The organism is Vibrio sp. THAF190c (assembly GCF_009363355.1).
Classification (GTDB): domain Bacteria; phylum Pseudomonadota; class Gammaproteobacteria; order Enterobacterales; family Vibrionaceae; genus Vibrio; species Vibrio fortis_A.
In genome coordinates this window covers 123,214-142,028 of sequence record NZ_CP045340.1, presented here as the reverse complement: position 1 = coordinate 142,028, position 18,815 = coordinate 123,214, and the positions used below count along the sequence as shown (strand labels likewise).

Genomic DNA, 18,815 nt, shown 5'->3' with positions numbered 1-18,815 from the left:
TTACAGATGAGCATCACGTTCGCTTATATTGGTTTGTTGCTCAGTGTTGTGATGGCATTCATTCGTTTGGTTCTTGGTCCAACCTTGGCCGATAGAGTGATAGCGCTTGATCTGATTTCATTTGTAACAGTGGGCTTTATTGCCGTTTATACCTTAGATAGTGGGCAACAATCCTTATTGGATATTGCTATCACGCTCGGTCTAGTGGCTTTCCTAGGGACGATTGCGTTTGCAAGGCTGATCTTCAAAAGAAAAGGAGAGGTGTAATGGACATTATCGTAGGGATTTTACTCTGTCTCGGAACCTTGTTTACGCTCATCGCGAGCCTTGGAATCTTACGAATGCCTGATCTTTACACGCGAATGCACGCCGCAACCAAAGCCGGCACAGTGGGCTTAGCTTCGCTGTTATTGGCAGTGGCGATAGCGATACCGGATATCACGGTGATTTCTAGAGTGATTGGCACAATGTTGTTTATCTTTATCACCGCCCCGGTAGCGGCACACTTGCTGGGTAAGGCGACGCAGGAAAGTGGTTATAAAATCTGGCGAAACAACAAGAAATAGGGCTTATGTGACTTGTAGGTAGAAACAAAAACGCCGCTAAATCAGCGGCGTTTCTATGTAGGTAATTGTCTTATCTACTTGTAGCTAAGTTCGGTCGCTTTGCCTTTGAAGATTCGATACACCATAAAGGTGTAAAGCAAAATCATAGGCATAACAATCATCACACCGTAGCCCACAATCATTAAGGTCGCAGGTGAGGAGGCGGCTTCTTGTGCGGTCATTAATCTCGGCACAACTTCTGGGAAGAAGCTGTACGCAAGACCAAGAAAGCTCAAGGCGAAAATGACGGTGACACCAAAGAAAGGCCAGCGCACACCCAGATCATTCACCATTGGAACCTGACGCAAATAGCGATCAACGAGGAAGATGGTCGCCAACACAATTAACGGAACTGGGGCAAGCAACAAGACTTCTGGGAAACTGAACCAACGCATGGCAACTTGTTGATTTACAATTGGGTTTACAACACTCACTACTAAGATACCCAGAGCCGCTAACCAACCAGCACGGCGAGACCAACGCGCCGAGCGTATTTGCAAATCACCTTCCGTTTTCAGTACCAACCATGCGCCACCGATGTAAACATACGCCGCCGTTACACAAAGTGCGCTTAACCATGCAAAGCCAAATGCTTCGGTTGATTGCTCAAATCCCATGATGTAACGGCCCACCATGTAACCTTGGGTTAGCGCGGTGACTAACGAGCCAATTCTGAAGCACCAATCCCAATGAGGTTTATGATCCGAGTTCGCTTTGGCGCGAAAGTCGAACGCTACGCCTCGCATGATCAGTGCGATAAGCATGATGGCGGTCGGCATATAAAGCTCCGTCAAAATCAAGCTATGAGCGGTAGGAAAGGCAATCAGCAGAATACCGACGGCTAACACCAACCACGTTTCATTCGCGTCCCAGAAAGGGCCGATAGACGCTATCATTCGGTCACGTTGCGCTTCATTATCACTTGGCAATAGGATACCGACACCAAGGTCGTAGCCGTCGAGCACGGCATACATAAAGACCGAGAAGCCAAGCAGCAGAAGATAAATTTCTGGTAGATAGTCGAGCATGATTAGGCCTCTTGTTGTGTCAGTGGGACTTCATGGGCAGCAACGTCTTTGCGCGCCAAATAGAACAGGGTATGGATGTACGCAACCAGTAATGCAGCGTAAATGGCTAAGTACATAATGAGCGAAGTCATCACACTACTGCTCGCAACCGTGGTGACGGCTTCTGATGTACGCAATACACCGCTGACCAACCAAGGTTGTCGACCAATCTCAGTAACATACCAACCCGCCAGTGTGGCTATCCAACCAGAGAACGTCATGGCTAATACTGTGTATAGGTAAGGTTTAGGGAGCGCTTTTTTACGTGCTAGCTTCACCGCGCCATACCAGCTAACCAGCAGCATAAGGACACCCACACCAACCATCACACGGAAACCAAAGAACAAGGGCTTCACTGGCGGGTGGTCAGGCGCAAACTCATTGAGTCCTTGAATCTCGCCATCTAGCTCATGAGTAAGAATCAAACTCGCCAACTTAGGGATGCCCACTTCAAAATCATTGCTGCGAGTTTCTTCATTTGGCATCGCAAACAGAAGAAGAGGCGCGCCTTGCTCGGTCTCCCACACGCCTTCCATTGCTGCAATTTTTGCAGGTTGATGTTCAAGCGTGTTTAACCCGTGAAGGTCACCGACAAAGATTTGTACTGGGATGAATCCAGCCGCCGCGAACAGCGCGACTTTTAGGCCAAGTTTGGCTGAGCGGTGATCTGGCTTTTTCATTATTTGATAAGCCGAGATACCCGCAATCAAGAAGCTGGCAGTCAGCGCCGATGCTAATAGCGTGTGCAGAAGACGGTAAGGTAAAGAAGGATTGAAAATAACTTCCTTCCAACTGGTTACATGCACAATTCCGTCAATCACTTCATAGCCGCTTGGTGTATGCATCCAACTGTTAAGCACCAGAATCCAAAATGCGGACATACTTGTCCCAACAGCAACCAGAACGGTGGCGAGAGTATGAACCCATTCCGGTACTCGTCCTCGTCCAAAAAGCATCACACCAAGGAAGGTGGCTTCCATAAAGAAGGCGGTCATCACTTCGTATCCGAGCAATGGTCCTGCTACGTTCCCGACTCGCTCCATAAAGCCTGGCCAGTTAGTACCAAACTGGAAACTCATCGTAATGCCGGATACCACACCTAAGGCGAAAGTGAGAGCGAATATCTTGACCCAGAAGTAATAAACATCGAGCCATACGGGGGCTTGTGTGCGGTTATATCTCCACTTGAAAAACACCAACATCCACGCCAACGCGATGGTGATGGTCGGGAAGAGAATATGAAAGCTGATATTGGCCGCGAACTGGATCCGCGACAGCATGAGGGTATCTAACATCTTGGTTCCTCAAAAACGTGCCGTGATAAAAATCGTGTTTATTTGTAATTTAATTACGAAAAATCAGGCAGTTTGGATCATGTATCGAGAAATACAGGTGGATCTGATTTCTTCCAGCCATGATTTATATCAACTAAAGAAAAGGAAGGAGTGTAGAAAATTGTCTCAAAATATCGCGAATAGTCTCAATAAGTGAGCAAAAGAAAGTAAATGTAACTAAGTCAGAGAGAGTAAAGATTAGTTCGAATTATCCTTATAATCGATTCGATAATTATGAAATAAAATTACAGAATCAATACTTCTAATAAGGGTATTCGCTTTGAGATTCCACCCATCATTCACACAGTCTAGAAACAGTTAAGGTTTGCTTCCAAACAATCGTGGTCTAAGTGAACAACCTAAATCTGCTGAAAGATAAATTATTTTTCGACCAACGGACAGTTGAGATTTTAAAATAGGCAGAGTGCGAGCAAACAAGCCAGATGCCATAGCGGTATGCGTACATATCACATCTGGCTTGATTAGAATTCAGTTACACCTAAGGCATGTAAACCAGTTCTTTCGATACCAAAATAGTTGAGCGAGACCAATCTACAAAATTCAGTTCATCGGCATAAAACTTTTTAATGTAATCCTGAACCTTTTGAGATGGCCACTCTTTCTCAAGGTACTCTTGTTCAATCCAAAGTTCCGCAACGCCGTCAAACTCAGGCAGCAGACCCGTGCGTACACTTACTACCGCTTCACGCTCAGGGATATCTAGAGTATGAGTTTGAATGTAGCGTTTTACACCAAGCGCTTCAAAAGATCCTTCACCACCCGCTGCTGGATGTTGATTTGACCAGTAATCCAAAAACTGTTGGCGAGTCATGCCAGACTTTCGGCTCATTAGGTAACTGATTTTAACCATTGGCTTTGCAGCTCCCTCTTCAACCGAAGGCTTTTGCGGCGTCCCTGATTGAGAAGCTACACCACCAGCCATGCTGATTGATGGTAAGAGCAGAGCCACAAATATTAGGCTGAAAAGGGTTAGGCTCTTGTTGAAGTTGGGTAATGCTTTAATCATCGTTTATGTTCTCCATTTTCGATGCAGTCGAATAAATTCCATAACCCATACCACTTGCTATGCACTGTTGGCGGGCCCGTGAGTATGGGTTTATGTGGACATGATCTTTAATCACGCCTTAAAACAAAATGACACTAAGGGTTACTTTTATCCTTTGGTATCTTTTATATACCATAGAGTTTTGATATATTGAGTTCAAGTACGCACCGTTTGTAAACTTGATATACAGCAGGTAACTAATGACTAAAAACAAAGACTTAAACGAAAATAAAGTTTGCACTGAAAACGAAGATTGCCCAGTAACTAACGCCATGGACGTAATTGGTGGGAAATGGAAGGTGATCATCTTGTATCACCTAAGAGACAATACGCTGCGATTTGGTGAGCTAAGAAAGCGTATTCCTAAGATTACTCAGAAGATGTTGACCCAGCAGCTGCGTGAACTGGAATCCAATCACTTAGTTGAGCGTAAAATTTATGCTGAGGTTCCACCAAGGGTTGAATATACAAGTACCTATATCGCCGAGGAGCTGAGACCGATCATGGATATGCTTTGTGATTGGAGCAAGAAGCATGAAGAACAATTGCACTCTGATATATAAAAAACCAGCCTACATCACTATAGGCTGGTTTCTATGGTTTGAGGTTTATGCCCTCTACTTAAACTTAATAGATTAGAGAGACTATGCTTCTGCTGTCACTCGTTCGCCCTGCTCTACTGGCTCTGCTTCATCTTTGTTGAAGCCTTCATGTAGACGGTAGTAACGTTGGTAAATAAGGCCACTGATGGTCATCATGATTGCCGGTAGGCCGATCATCATGAATTCTAGTCCCATAATGGTGCTTGCTGATTGTTCTACGTTTGGCACATAACCCACAACAGATAAGCCAACACCAACAATGAAGCCACCCGCTGCACCAGCGAATTTCACAAGCATTGTTTGTACAGAGAAGATAACGCTCTCGCTGCGGCGGCCAGTTTTGTGTTCACCATAATCCACTACGTCTGCAAGCATTACTGTTTGCAGTGCGTTCGCAATACCCACACCGAACTTGATTGCAGCGCCTGCCATACCAATCATTAGCGCGTTAGCTGGAGCGATGAAGCCCATCAATAGTAGAAGTACACAAGATATAATTGGGAAACCACAAGCGATAGGCCATAGAAGCTTACGCGGTAGGAATGCCGCAATACGTGGGAACAAGAACACACCCGCTACCTCTGCTGCGCCCGCAACCGCCATGTAAACTGGGAATAGTTCTGCGTTGCCAAGTGCATAAGAGAAGTAATAAATCGCGAAGCCACCAACAAGTAAGTTAGCAATTTGGAATGACAGAACAGTACCAATCAATGCTTTAAGCTGATCGTTCTTACCGATGATAGTAAGCACATCTTTAAAGCTGAATTTTTCTGCAGGTTTTGCGTTTGCTGGTGCTGCTTTTTCTTTCACGTTACGAGCAATCAAGAATGCGCTCATCACGAACAGAACCGCGATCAACATAGCAACATTGAAGAAGCCGTCACCTTGGTTACCGTTACCAAGTTCACCCACGATATGCAGGCCATAAGTACCCGTGATAAACCATGCAAGGCTTGCAAAAAGACGTGGCCACACAACCAACTTTTCACGCTCTTGACGCTCACTAGACAGTGCCGGAATCATTGACCAGTAAGGGATGTCCATAATGGTGTAGGTAAGACCCCATAGGATGTACGCCGCTGCTGCGTAGATGTATAGAGTCGTGCCTTCAAACATGTGCGTACTGAAAAGACCGACCAACACAATCGCGTTCAGCATTGTACCAATCACAATCCAAGGGCGGAATTTACCGAATTTTGAGCGAGTGTTATCAACGATGACGCCCATCATTGGATCGGTCACCGCATCAATGATACGCGCAGCTAAAAAGATGGTACCTACGAAGGCTGCAGAGAGACCTGCGACATCCGTAAAGTAAAACATTAAGAAGATATAGATAGGTGCACAGGCGAAATCTTTACCGAGTGCTCCGAGGCCGTAGGACAGCTTGGTTTGTAGCGTAATTTTATCAGACATTTTAGTTCCTTAGTGTCGTACTGCTTTTCATTCTCCTAACTAGAATGGAGAGCGTCGACGTCTTTTATTTATATTTCGAGGGTAATGCTACTCACTCACCAGCCACCTTACTGTGATCAAAAACTGCCTTATGGAAACGTTTCCAGCAAAGTTATCAAAATGAGACATTGAGCACGAAAGGTTACACATCACTACGAAATAAAAATAATTTTCTCCTTTTAAATTAACAACTTAAATTAATTGATAATAATAACAATTATCAATAAGATATTACAATGAAACGCAAAAAGCCACACAAATTTCAAACTTGTGCGGCATTTTATTCCCTTGTTTAGGGACCTATTTTCGTTAAGATTAAAAGCTGTGGTTCTATGCTATGTCGATACGCTGAAGTTTGATTAACATAGCACTCTCGGCATCCAAAATTGGCATCGTGAGACCAACCTCAGCGCACCAATCACCTGATAATTCGCAGCCCGATTGAGTCCAGGGTGGCTGATAGTTCACGATATCGTCATAATTAGATGGTTTATCCAATACCGTGACTCGGTATGTCGCTTGTGGATCCAACCCAGGTACACGCAAATGACCACTCAATGAATTGGTTGGCATCGCAAGCTGTGCAATCATCACGACAGCTTCCGACTGATCGTTAGAGACAACCGCATGAATTTGGTGCGCTTTATCGTCAGTTGGGATACGCCAAGTGCTGCCGCTGTGCAGTAATGGACGCAACATTTTGTGTAGCTTGATGTAGCGCTCAAAGCCCTCTTTCTCCGCTTGCTCTTCTTTCACAGGGTCAAGTTCAATACCCATATGACCGAACAGTGCGGTAAGCCCACGAAACTCGATACTATGGCGACGGCGAGTACTGTGGCAATGGCTCGCACCAATATGACTGCCCATCACTTCGGGTGGGAAGAAATAGCTCATACCACGTTGAATAGCTTGACGTTCAAGCGCGTCATTATTATCTGACGCCCAGAATCGATGAGTACGTTTCAGCACCTCAAAATCGATTCGGCCACCGCCTGCCGCACAAGACTCAATCTCTACTTTCGGGTGCTTTTCGCGTACTTTGTCGACCAACTGGTAGTAGCGCTGGGTTTGATTATGCGCTGCAGCCTGACCTAAGTGTGCTGGCTGAACGACTTCGCGGTTCATGTCCCATTTGATGTAAGCGATATTGTAGGTCGAAAGGAAATGGTCCAGTCGCTCAAGCAGGAAGTTAAACGCATCATCATTTTGTAGGTTGATGACGTATTGGTTGCGACCCGTTGGTTGCTCGTAGCCATCGACAGCAAGCAGCCAATCGGGATGAGTGCGATACAGATCTGAATCTTTATTGATCATCTCTGGCTCGAACCACAAGCCAAATTCCATTCCCAGATTGTTTACGTGTTCAACAATCGGATGTAAACCATTTGGGTATTTGCTTTCACATAGGAACCAATCCCCTAGCCCAGCTTTGTCTCCATTGCGCCCTTTGAACCAGCCGTCATCAATGATAAAGCGTTCAACCCCCATCTCTGCCGACTGAGTAGCCATCGACATGATGTATTCTGGATCGTGGTCGAAGTAGATACCTTCCCACGTATTAAGGTGAATAGGGCGAGGCTTGTCGTTGAAATCCCTCGGTAAAATAGTCTCGCGTACATGAGAGTGAAAATGATGACTCATGGTATTCAAACCTGAGTTGCTATGGCTCGCGTACAACCAAGGTGTGGTCAAGCTTTCACCCTTTTCCAACGCGACTTCACCCGGCAGATAGATCACCTCTGCCTGCATGTATCTACGACCATCAGCCTTAACATCAACACGCAGCCTGTGGTTACCGCTCCACGCAAAGTGAAAGCCCCATACTTCACCATTCATCTCATCGAAGTGCGAGGTACCGGCAACCAAAGCGGGATAATGCTCATGCGAAGTGCGACCACGGCGGTTCTCTTGTTGATATCCACCTTGCAGCAATGGTTGACGAACCGTTTGGAATTCATGGACCCAACGACCGTAGTAAGTCATTAGCTCATTCGCTCGTGCAGGCAAAGGTAATGTATTGGCAAGGCGGTTGATCTGATACACGCCCTCTTTAGTATTCGTTAGCGTATGACGCGTTTTGACCACGTCATTGGCGTCTAACAACAGTTCCGTTTTTAACTGCAAACCAGCAATGGCATCTTCACTCTCAACCACGATGCCATTCTGGCCTTCTTCAACATGACGGATAACAAATACCGGAGCCCAATCTTGACCATTGCGATGTCCTTCAACGCCAGGGCTGCTAAATAGACCACGACCAAGCTCTGGGTTCAAAGTCATCGATACATCATTGTCTAAACGCCCGTACGGCACTGGGCGATACAAAGCCCTGCGATACTCTTTGTAATCACCGCTTACCTTCTTACCCCAATGCAGGATCTCGGCATAATCGCCAAGCTCTACGATCAGCTGCGTTTGCTTACCTGTTAGCTCAACCAGTGTTTTATCCGTCATCTTGTCTTACCTTGAAACTGGAAATTACGTCGCATCATAAAGAAATCTTAGAAAGAATCTGTGACGAACCCCTAATGATGGAAACGTTTCCATTAAATAAAATTCAACTCATAAGCGAGTCGCATAGAAAAAGCCCCTTCTTATATTACGCGGCTATTCATTGGAATAATCACCCGCTTTTTTCCTCAAAGATGCCGGTATATTCGATATAAAAGACAATTCGAGCCACAAGTTAAAACACTAATTATCAAACACTTAAAAACACAACATCATCATTTAGGCGACTAAACACCCATTTAACACGCGCTACTCTTGCAGTCATCGAGTAGCCCTCGTATTCTGAAGTCTTCGAGAACGCGATGAAGTGTCTCTATTGGGTCCTAACTTAATACCCCAAATTGACGGTGTACTCAGATTAAGGCGTTCAGCCTTGGTTCACATGACTACATTTGACTTCTTTGTCTCACATGCCCAATTGACTTCAGTTGGGCTACCTTCCCCACCATAAAAGTCATATATTTCAACCTCTTACCTCTCTATCACTTCATTACTTTCAAAAGAGTCCCCCACCACTCAAAGAAAACGATTTCACAAAAACACCACAGAAAATTCCTAAAAAACACCAGAAACCAAGATAAAACGGGATAAAAATCACATTAAACATCCAAAAAGTCAGTAATAGACAAAAAATGCCAACCTCATCATGAAAACGTTTCCAGAGTTTATTTACACTGCGCAGCGAGTTAGGACTCAATAAAAAAATAATCCATATATAAAAATACAATGGAGACACTTCATGAAACAAAAGACGCTTGTAAGAGCGCTAGGACTCACCCTCGCCCTTGCACCGCTTGCTGGTATGGCCGCAGTGGAGAACATCAATTACTTCGGTTACGCCAAGTGGGGCAACATTTACACCGATAACGACGAACATAACTCAGGCAAAGGCGAGCGCAACGATGTGATTCGAGCGAACCAAGGTTACGGTAACTACCGTTTAGGTAACGAGCTGAACTGGTGGGAAGCGGGCCTAAAAGCTGACGTTTGGCAACAAGGCGATGCGTACTTTGATACCACACTTTACCTAGGCAGTGGCGAAAGTTGGGGCGACGTTAGCTTGATCCAGATGTGGTCTGCAGGTCACGGTCTCATTGACGGACAAGCCGACGCAAAAGTATGGGCAGGTGAACGCTTCTACCGTCGTCACGAAGTCCACATGATCGATATTAAATACTGGGATACCTCTAGCACAGGTATTGGTCTAGAGGATTGGGACTTCGGTTTTGCCAAAGGCCACATCGCTTGGATGGCACCAAACTCAAGTAGAGACGGTCGCAGCCTACACAACCTTGATGCGCGTCTTAGCGACATCACGCTCAGTGACAGCGCTGATCTGACCGTTGGTCTGAACTATGTCTTCACCCAAAACTCTAGCTACGACGAGAGTGACATCACCACTTCTGGCGCCATGTTATCGACACTCTACCGCCAAGCTTGGGAGTACGGCTCAAACACATTCGCTTTCCAATACGGTACCGATGCGTTGGCGGGCGGTTTGATGAGTGCAGAAGGCGGCTCAAACCGTAAGTACAGCACGGGCGTCGAACATGATGGTTACAGCTGGCGTATTTTCAACTCAGGTGATCTAAACGTGAGTGAAGACTTCCAAGTGATGTACTCCATCGCCTACCAAGATAAAAACCTCGACAACGATGAAGGTGAGAAGTGGTTCAGTGTTGGTGCTCGCCCTCAGTACAGCTGGACGGATTACATGGCAACCGCGCTAGAGGTGGGCTATGAGTCCGTAGAAGCTCAGAACGGAGCAGGCACCAACGATATGTACAAAGTGACAGTGTCACAAATGTTCCAGGCGGGTAAAGGCGTTTGGGCTCGCCCATCACTTCGTTTATTCGCGACTTACTCAGAGAAAACCGATGAGTGGGGACGCGGGGGTGATGTCTACGGCCAAGCACAAAGCATCGCCAAGCAAAATATCGACGAGATCACTTTCGGCTTTAACGTCGAAACGTGGTGGTAATCCTACCCGGTTACTATTTTTAGACCCACGGGGTGAGCAAAGCGTTCACCCCTCATAGGACATAAGCAGATGAAACTAAAACCGCTAGCCACTCTTTTTATGGCATTGTCTTTGAGCGCATGCAGTGGATTGCCTGAGCAGGCTTTTAATACAGATTTGGATAAACAAACGTGCTGTTCAACCTTAGAAGCGCTGCCACTCACAACGCTGTCTACACCATTCCACCAGCAAGTTGTTGTGGACGCTGAACTGCCTATCTTGAATGACGCGGTACTACTTTCATCAAGCTCAGCTTCACACCAAGCGCTTCCCGTTGTCGGCTATGAAATAGCGTCAGATGCCCCATTTGCACTGCTTGTACGCTCTTATATCGATAACCAAGCCTTATTTGCTGCAAGCGTCTTAGTTTATGACGAAAACTGGCAGCTTGTTGCTCGTTACTCGGCACAGGATTTCGAGTACCACCCAACCGGTATGCGCGGTTTAGAACGCATCGAGAAAATCATCACGATCAACCCACAGCTCAACGGTGCTCAATACATAGTTCTCGCTTCAGACTCCTCAATTCTTGGACAAAAACTCGCACGACAACACCCTGAACAGGTGTATGCAGAGTCTCAGAACGTGATGGGCAGTAAACAGCTTCCTCTCGTCGCGGATTACCAAGCATTTGGTGTCGTAGAGGTGACCACCAGCGAATCAAGCAACAGTGCCGTTCTCACACTACTGACAGAACTAGGCACACAAACTAAGCAGCAACAGAATTCTCAACTGACACCATCCGCCTCTCCAGAAGCGCGGGATGAATGGGAAGTGTTTCAGTCTCAAATCGATAAAGCACTCGAAAACAATGACGTACAGCAAGCCGCTGCGCTAGCTAACCAAGCATCACAGCAAGGCTATACCCAAGCCAAAGATTATCTCGTAGAGCAGCTAGCGAAATAACGATTCATCGCTCTCCGACTCGTTCGCAACGCCATTCACTTTATTGCGCTGCGAAATGATTGCAAAACAGATTAGTAACAAAGAAATTTAAGTAGGAACATCATGACAGCATTCTCAGATATTATTCAAAGACGTGATTGGGAAAACCCACAATCGGTCAATATCAATAACCTTAAGGCGCACAGCCCACTTGCAAGCTTTCGTGATGAAGAAGATGCTCGTGAAAATGTTAATGCCCAGCGTCAATCACTGAACGGACAATGGAAATTCAAACTGTTTGATGGGCCAGAGCAAGTTAACGGCGAGTTCATCGAGTCACAATTCAATGACAGAGACTGGGATGAGATTACTGTCCCTTCAAACTGGCAAATGCAAGGTTACGACAAGCCTATCTACGCCAACGTGAAATACCCATTTGAGGTAAACCCGCCGTTTGTACCGAGTGATAACCCAACCGGTTGCTACCGCACTACCGTGTCACTTTCTGAGGCAGACTTAATCAATACACAACGCATTATCTTTGATGGCGTGAACTCGGCTTTCCACCTTTGGTGTAACGGCACTTGGGTTGGCTACAGTCAAGACAGCCGCCTGCCTTCTGAATTCGACCTAACACCTTACCTTTTTGCGGGAGACAACAGCCTTGCCGTCATGGTGATTCGTTGGAGTGATGGCAGCTACCTAGAAGACCAAGATATGTGGTGGTTAAGTGGTATCTTCCGCGACGTGACTTTACTGTCTAAACCACAACACTGTATTGAAGATGTGTTCATCACACCGGATTTGGACGCGTGTTACCGCGATGGTTCACTGTCGATTGTGACGTCGATTTCTGCGCCGGACACCTACCAAGTTCAAGTGCAGCTGTTTGATGGCGAACAGGCCGTGACAGAGCCTAGCATCGACCGTCCGCACAACCGTCGCATCGATGAACGTGGCACATGGGATGACGTGGTATTCCAAACGTTGCATGTACGTGAGCCAAAGAAATGGACGGCGGAAACACCAAACCTTTACCGCTTAGTCGTTTCACTATTGGATGACAACGGCACGCACTTAGAAAGCGAAGCCTACCCTGTGGGCTTCCGTAAAGTCGAAATCACCGATGGCCAATTGAAACTAAACGGTATGCCTTTGTTGATCCGCGGCGTAAACCGTCACGAACATCACCCAGAGCTTGGTCATGTGATGACGGAAGAAGACATGATCCGTGACATCTGCTTGATGAAACAGTACAACTTTAACGCGGTACGTACGGCGCACTACCCCAACCACCCTCGTTGGTACGAACTGTGTGACCAATACGGCTTATACGTGTGCGATGAGGCGAACATCGAAACGCATGGCATGCAACCAATGAACCGCCTATCGAGCGATCCACAATGGGCGCACGCTTATATGAGCCGCTACACCCATATGGTGATGCGCGATAAGAACCACCCTTCGATCATCATCTGGTCTTTAGGTAACGAATCCGGTCACGGCAGCAACCACAATGCGATGTACGCTTGGTCTAAAAACTACGACCATTCGCGCCCAGTGCAGTACGAAGGCGGCGGTTCAAACACCACGGCAACCGACATCATTGCGCCAATGTACGCGCGTGTGAATACGGTCATTGAAGACGAAGCCGTGCCTAAATGGGCAATCAAGAAATGGGTATCACTTCCAAACGAAACACGTCCTCTGATTTTGTGTGAATACGCACACGCGATGGGCAACAGTCTGGGTAGCTTTAATGACTACTGGGATGCGTTCCGCGATTACCCTCGCCTACAAGGTGGCTTTATTTGGGATTGGGTCGATCAAGGCTTGAGCCAATGGGATGAGAACGGCCAACACTTCTGGGCTTACGGCGGCGACTTTGGTGATGAAATCAATGACCGTCAGTTCTGCATCAACGGTTTAATCTTCCCAGATCGCACGATTCATCCAACGTTGGAAGAAGCAAAATACTGCCAACGCATGATCACTGTGTCACTGCAAGAACAAACCAAAGACGCTTGTACACTATTGGTGACCAATGAGAACTTGTTCCGCGCGACCGATAATGAGCAATTGAACTGGTCTCTGTTGGAAGATGGCGAAGTTATCCAAACGGGTTCGCTCACACTTAATGTAGAAGCCGCCAGCCAAGCAAGTATTGAGATTGCCCTTAATTTCACGCCAAAAGCGGAAGCACAATACCACTTAAATACCGACATTAGACTGATTGCTGCAACGCCTTGGGCTGAAGCAGAGCACATAGTCGCTTCTGAGCAAATGTCACTACGCAATACAGCAGGCCTTGTTCTACCTACATGGGAAACGCAACCGGCGCCAATGCTAGCGCAGCAAGACAATGCCATTTTGGTGTCTAGCGTAGATGAAAAACATCAATGGCGTTGGGATAGCCAAACTGGCTTGATGACCGACTGGCGTGTCGATGGCAAAGCACAAATGCTTGCGGCACCACAAGACAACTTCTTCCGAGCGCCACTGGATAACGACATCGGTGTGAGCGAAATCGACAACGTCGATCCAAATGCTTGGATGTGTCGTTGGGACATGGCGGGTATCGGCCAGTGGGAACGCCAATGCGTCGCTTGCCACAGTGAAACTCTGACGCATGCAGTGAAAGTGACCTCGACGTTCGCTTACCACTTTAATGGTGAAGTACAAGCGATCACGACTTGGACGCACACATTGAGCAATAACGGTGAGATGGCATTAGCTGTCGACGTGAAATTGGCTGATGATTTACCACCAATGCCACGCATCGGTTTGGAACTTGAACTGCCATTGAACGAGCAAAACGCGCCGATCACATGGCAAGGCTTAGGTCCGTTTGAAAACTACCCAGACCGTTTGGCAGCGGCGCGCTTCGGCCAGCACACACAAACGCTTGAGCAAATGCACACGCCATACATTTTCCCAACCGATAGCGGTCTGCGTTGTGGTACGCAATGGTTGAAGGTGAACGAGTTAGAAATCTCGGGTGACTTCCAGTTCAGTGTGAGTCAGTACGCTCAGCAACACTTAGCAACAGCGAAACACACCAACGATTTGATCGCGGAAGAGAAGATTTACGTGCGCTTAGACCATAAACACATGGGCGTCGGCGGTGATGACTCTTGGAGCCCAAGTGTGCACAAGGAATTCCAGTTAACGGACAATCAATACGCTTACAAAGTGACGTTGAAACCCGCTCAGTAATCGATAGATAACATAAACACACGCCAATGTAGCTCAATCCCCAAGTTCCGGCTTGGGGATTTTTTATCGTCTTGTAAAAGAGAAAACAGAAAAAGCGCCGGCGCCGCATAGGCACTATTTGATGAGGGAAAGGATCTCTTTGAACTCTGGAGCGCGGCAATCTTCAACCATTTCATACAAGCACATTTCAACGCCCGTCAGCCCCACCCCATTCGCAGTGAGTTTAGCAAGCGCCAGTGCTTTGTTTGCCGCCGCTCTTGAAGCGGTACAGTCTGTAACAAGCTCTACCCGATACCCCATTTTACGCAGAGATAACGCGGTTTGATAAACGCAGATATGAGCCTCAATCCCACAGATTAGCCATGTATCGACTTTGGTGTTTTCTACCGCCAGTTTAAACGTCGCTTCTTTACAACCATCAAAGGTGTATTTAGCGATGGCTAAATGATCTTTTGCTAGCACTTCACGAATCGGTTCAACGGTTGGACCTAAACGATCTGGGTTTTGCTCCAGCCATACAATGGGTAAATTTAGTGCTTTAGCGCCTTTAACTAACTTCGTCGTATTCTCAATGTTAGCGTCGCTTTCATGCATCAAGCTCGCAAGCTTTCCTTGCACATCAACAACAATCAACCCTGTGGTGTTTTTCGATAGCATTTTCACTTCCTGCGAGCCTTTGCCCACCTAACTTAATCAAAAAAGTAATGACAATGTATCAAAAAGCTGACTTGATAGTTGAGCAGCTCCTCAAGGTTTTGGTTGCTCACTTAATCATGTTATGGCCAAAGAGATATTTTTAACCTGATGACTTCAACAAGCTTTTGATATCTATACCCATTCTAAGACAAATTTTTTTAACAATCCAAGGGAAAAGACATAGAATAATAATTGCATAATCAAATATATTTAAACTTCGGTATCCATCATAGATGGTCTCCCCATTATATTCAATTTCATTGACTATATAGATATCACTTCCTCTATTAAATGGGGCATACTTAACAAGCATTTTCTTATCGTAAAATACTCCTCCAGGTAAAAACTTATCGTATTGATGATGAAAATCTTTTACATGCAACTGGATCTTATCATTATTTTTCAATACAAAAATTGTTGTAATACCAGCGCTCCCTCTTGAATTACCAGGATCCTTTTTTACTGGAACTAGAATATCTACAACATAATTTCCACCAGCATAGGTTTCAAATGGAATGAATAACACCAATAAAAAGATCCATGTTGAAGCGATAGCATGAAATTTTTTAATCATAGTTTCTAATCAAATTACTCTTTAATAATTGCAACGTGTGTCGAAGTTTGATAGTTCTATATCTTAATTTGAAACTTACTCAAATAAACTCGATCTCGACGAGCTCCAATAAGGCACTTCAGCATTTTCAAACGCACCCCAGAGAGCATCTTCTCCATACTCTTTTTTATAACTTAATTCTTCTTCAAATAAGGGCACCAGTTGAATAAACCAAATCTGTCTACCATGCTCATCCTTTGTTGACGGAACTATCTCATCCCCATCTGTAAACATAAAAGATCTTGCCTTGGTACCATGCCAGAGGTCATAAGATAACGTAACCGTATCTCCACTATTTGGTACATGGGTAGTACCATTCCCATATAACGCAACTTCAGCTAACGCATCGGCTATATCATCCGCATCCGGCGTTAACCCGATAAAGAACTCGCAACTCTCTTCTTTATCTCCAAGAGTAATGCTTGCTCCCATCGTAGCATACATCACTACCCCTTCATCGGTCTGATCTTCGTCCCACTTAAAAATCTGAATCACTTTTCCATCTGGAGATTTATATTTAGCTTTACGAGTGGGCTCGCCATACAATTCAAGGTAGTTCTTGAAAATACTATTCATCACTCACAAAGCCTCTTTGTTAATTGTTACTCAAGGGAATCATCTTTCGTTTGCCATACAAGCAACTCACGGTGAGAAAAGTCGACATATAGTGGTTATATACTTAAAATATAAATAGGCTCATGTTTTTATTTTTAGGTCAGATGAACCAATGTTAAACAAACTATTATTACTAATATGGCTCGACCTAATATCCATTATAAAAATATTTTTAGGGTTTGCTTGCTAACTGTATAATGCTTCATCATTGTTTACTATTGTTATGTGGATAGATTTATTAAATAGGTAGTGGCCTCTTTCTGCTATCACCAATAGTTTAGATATTCATCAATTACTGACTCAAACTCGGGTCTAACTTCCTTCGCTTTAATTAATTTTTGTTGAGCATAATCACTTCTGATCGAATATAACGATGACAATGCTATACGAACATATGACTGCCACTCTGTAGTAACAATCAACTCAAACAAAGCATCGACAGCACGATCATCTTGAAAAATTTTGACTGCACTTATTGCGCCCGCTTGTTCATAATTATCGCCTTGTTTTAATACAGTTTCTGCGAAGCTTCTTTCTATTTCTAAAGACGCTGGCGCAACATCAGAAAAACTAGTTACCTGGCCTAGGAGAGTAGTAAGTATTACATTCCGATTACGTTGAATGAAATGACTATCAGAGTTTCCGACGCAATCTTTAATACTCAGGTATCCATCAAAGCTTGTATGACCTTGATAGATTTCATTAGTAAGCTCTGTAATTAGTTTCATTTCTTGTTCTTTGCGCACCACTCCAAAAATGAACTCTGAAACTGTACTCTGCCTAGTATCTACATTTATATCTTCGTATTCAGAAACAAATTCGCAATTCAGCTGTGTTGAATATGCCGAGTTTGACAGTACGATGCATAAAAAAAAGAGTGTTAGCTTACCTAATAGGCTGTGATTAATTTTTTCCTGTTCTCTGTCACTCATAGTCTAGTAGTCACCAACTCATAATCCTTTCTCTAAAAAGGCAATCTTCATAAAAATTATCCCATCATAATCAGCAAGTTAAAAAACCACAACAACCTCTTGCAATGTTGTGATTTAGCAGCACTCCTTACCATCGGAATTTTGTAGATAGGTTGTATATCTTATGTGTGTCTATGTTTTATTCTCCCTAACGAACACTTTTCATCGCAAGACGGTATTGAGTAGGTGTGGTTCTTTTATAGGCTTTGAACTGTCGGTTGAAATTAGCTTGGTTATCGTAGCCAACTTTTTCGATAATGATGCCAATCGGTAGGTCGGTATTCATCAACATATCGCAAGCTACGTTTAATCGAATCTTTTTAAGCCGCTGACTAAAACTTTCGTTGAAGTGTTTTGCAAAGATCCGACGCACGCTGCTTTCACTCAAGAACAAATAGTCAGCGAGATCACTTGGCGCGATATTCTGATTGAAGTGTGACAGTAGATATTCGTCAATTTTTTCTAGGTTCTTATGAGTCTTGCTAGCATTAGTGTCCACCTTCAAAGTACTCGCATTTATCAGTCGAACTGCACCATCATCTCCCAGTAATAATCCGAAGATTGCCAGCAAGTCGGAAAGCTGTTGTGTCGGTGAAGAATCGAGAATATTGCCTAGCAGAGCGACAACTCGCTCAGTGGTTTTCTCGGAAAATTGAACACCTCGGTGTGCATCTTTGAGGAGGTCTGTTAATGGTGTGAGTTCAGGGCAAAGATGAATTAAAGATTCAATCCACTCTTTACGGAACCAGATTACGTGAGTCTCACACGGCTTCGAATCCTCGACAGAGTCTGAATAGATCGCATGCGGAAGGCCGGAACCCAACAAAACCATGTGGTTGTGTGACACTTCACTTATGTGATTACCAACGAAACAACTACCTGAAAAGTTACGATGGATAGCAATCTCGTACTCTTCATGGCGATGCCAGCCATAACTCTTTGACGATTCTTCAATCTTACGATATCGCCACGAGACGCCAATTCTTTGTGGTACTCGTTCTAAACTGCCTTTCATACCCGAACACTTCGTACTTATAGATCTAAAAACGTATAAATTTTAGCAAGAAATAATCGAAATGTACTTAAAGACAAACATATACGATTACCGGCCTTTTGGTTGTGAACTTAGACTGAAACGCAAAGAGACCACACATGGGAA

16 protein-coding genes are annotated in these 18,815 nt (G+C 45.0%); 6 read left to right on the top strand and 10 right to left on the bottom strand.

Annotation, left to right across the window (positions count from 1 at the left end; translation table 11 throughout):
• Positions 1-6 precede the first annotated feature (6 nt).
• Both FIV04_RS23285 and mnhG read left to right on the top strand, forming a co-directional pair.
• Positions 7-267: a cation:proton antiporter gene (locus FIV04_RS23285; RefSeq protein WP_009699163.1), complete on the top strand. Its 261-nt coding sequence runs from the start codon at positions 7-9 to the stop codon at positions 265-267.
• Positions 267-566 (top strand): monovalent cation/H(+) antiporter subunit G, encoded by a 300-nt coding sequence (gene mnhG / locus FIV04_RS23280; RefSeq protein ID WP_041053216.1) that lies wholly within the window; start codon positions 267-269, stop codon positions 564-566. Before FIV04_RS23285 ends, mnhG begins: the two co-directional genes overlap by 1 nt.
• Positions 567-640: 74 nt before the next feature.
• Here mnhG and FIV04_RS23275 read toward each other — a convergent pair whose 3' ends face one another.
• The 3 genes from FIV04_RS23275 to FIV04_RS23265 form a co-directional block, all read right to left on the bottom strand.
• Positions 641-1,633 (bottom strand): cytochrome d ubiquinol oxidase subunit II, encoded by a 993-nt coding sequence (locus tag FIV04_RS23275; RefSeq protein ID WP_152470809.1) that lies wholly within the window; start codon positions 1,631-1,633, stop codon positions 641-643.
• A gap of 2 nt (positions 1,634-1,635) precedes the next feature.
• Positions 1,636-2,967 carry a cytochrome ubiquinol oxidase subunit I gene (locus tag FIV04_RS23270; RefSeq protein WP_152470808.1) on the bottom strand — a complete coding sequence of 444 codons (1,332 nt, stop codon included), beginning with the start codon at positions 2,965-2,967 and terminating at the stop codon, positions 1,636-1,638.
• Positions 2,968-3,505: 538 nt separating this feature from the next.
• A complete protein-coding gene (locus tag FIV04_RS23265) occupies positions 3,506-4,033 on the bottom strand; it encodes an EthD domain-containing protein (RefSeq protein ID WP_152470807.1) in 528 nt (175 codons plus the stop codon).
• A gap of 239 nt (positions 4,034-4,272) precedes the next feature.
• Between FIV04_RS23265 and FIV04_RS23260 the strand changes: the two genes are divergently transcribed.
• Positions 4,273-4,635: a helix-turn-helix domain-containing protein gene (locus FIV04_RS23260; RefSeq protein ID WP_152470806.1), complete on the top strand. Its 363-nt coding sequence runs from the start codon at positions 4,273-4,275 to the stop codon at positions 4,633-4,635.
• An 81-nt stretch (positions 4,636-4,716) separates the two neighbouring features.
• On the opposite strand, the gene melB is transcribed toward FIV04_RS23260, so the two are convergent.
• Together melB and FIV04_RS23250 are read right to left on the bottom strand one after the other, a co-directional pair.
• A complete protein-coding gene (melB, locus tag FIV04_RS23255) occupies positions 4,717-6,090 on the bottom strand; it encodes a melibiose:sodium transporter MelB (protein ID WP_152470805.1) in 1,374 nt (457 codons plus the stop codon).
• 369 nt (positions 6,091-6,459) lie between these two features.
• Positions 6,460-8,583, bottom strand: coding sequence for an alpha-galactosidase (locus tag FIV04_RS23250; protein WP_152470804.1), 2,124 nt, complete (start codon positions 8,581-8,583; stop codon positions 6,460-6,462).
• A 796-nt stretch (positions 8,584-9,379) separates the two neighbouring features.
• Between FIV04_RS23250 and FIV04_RS23240 the strand changes: the two genes are divergently transcribed.
• From FIV04_RS23240 to FIV04_RS23230, 3 genes are all read left to right on the top strand, one after another.
• Positions 9,380-10,621: a carbohydrate porin gene (locus FIV04_RS23240; protein ID WP_152470802.1), complete on the top strand. Its 1,242-nt coding sequence runs from the start codon at positions 9,380-9,382 to the stop codon at positions 10,619-10,621.
• A 69-nt stretch (positions 10,622-10,690) separates the two neighbouring features.
• Complete coding sequence (locus tag FIV04_RS23235; RefSeq protein WP_152470801.1) at positions 10,691-11,566, top strand: MalM family protein; 876 nt, start codon at positions 10,691-10,693, stop codon at positions 11,564-11,566.
• 102 nt (positions 11,567-11,668) lie between these two features.
• Positions 11,669-14,761: a beta-galactosidase gene (locus FIV04_RS23230; RefSeq protein ID WP_152470800.1), complete on the top strand. Its 3,093-nt coding sequence runs from the start codon at positions 11,669-11,671 to the stop codon at positions 14,759-14,761.
• A 114-nt stretch (positions 14,762-14,875) separates the two neighbouring features.
• On the opposite strand, the gene FIV04_RS23225 is transcribed toward FIV04_RS23230, so the two are convergent.
• The 5 genes from FIV04_RS23225 to FIV04_RS23205 all read right to left on the bottom strand — a co-directional run bounded on the left by FIV04_RS23225 (position 14,876) and on the right by FIV04_RS23205 (position 18,671).
• Entirely contained in the window at positions 14,876-15,418 is a 543-nt protein-coding gene (locus FIV04_RS23225) for an isochorismatase family protein (protein ID WP_172974316.1), read from the bottom strand.
• 139 nt (positions 15,419-15,557) lie between these two features.
• Positions 15,558-16,031: a hypothetical protein gene (locus tag FIV04_RS23220; RefSeq protein WP_152470798.1), complete on the bottom strand. Its 474-nt coding sequence runs from the start codon at positions 16,029-16,031 to the stop codon at positions 15,558-15,560.
• A gap of 75 nt (positions 16,032-16,106) precedes the next feature.
• Positions 16,107-16,646 carry a suppressor of fused domain protein gene (locus FIV04_RS23215; protein WP_253895658.1) on the bottom strand — a complete coding sequence of 180 codons (540 nt, stop codon included), beginning with the start codon at positions 16,644-16,646 and terminating at the stop codon, positions 16,107-16,109.
• 305 nt (positions 16,647-16,951) lie between these two features.
• Positions 16,952-17,617, bottom strand: a complete 666-nt coding sequence (locus FIV04_RS23210; protein WP_152470796.1) for a hypothetical protein — start codon at positions 17,615-17,617, stop codon at positions 16,952-16,954.
• Between the two features lie 187 nt (positions 17,618-17,804).
• Positions 17,805-18,671 carry an AraC family transcriptional regulator gene (locus FIV04_RS23205; RefSeq protein WP_152470795.1) on the bottom strand — a complete coding sequence of 289 codons (867 nt, stop codon included), beginning with the start codon at positions 18,669-18,671 and terminating at the stop codon, positions 17,805-17,807.
• Between the last annotated feature and the right edge of the window lie 144 nt (positions 18,672-18,815).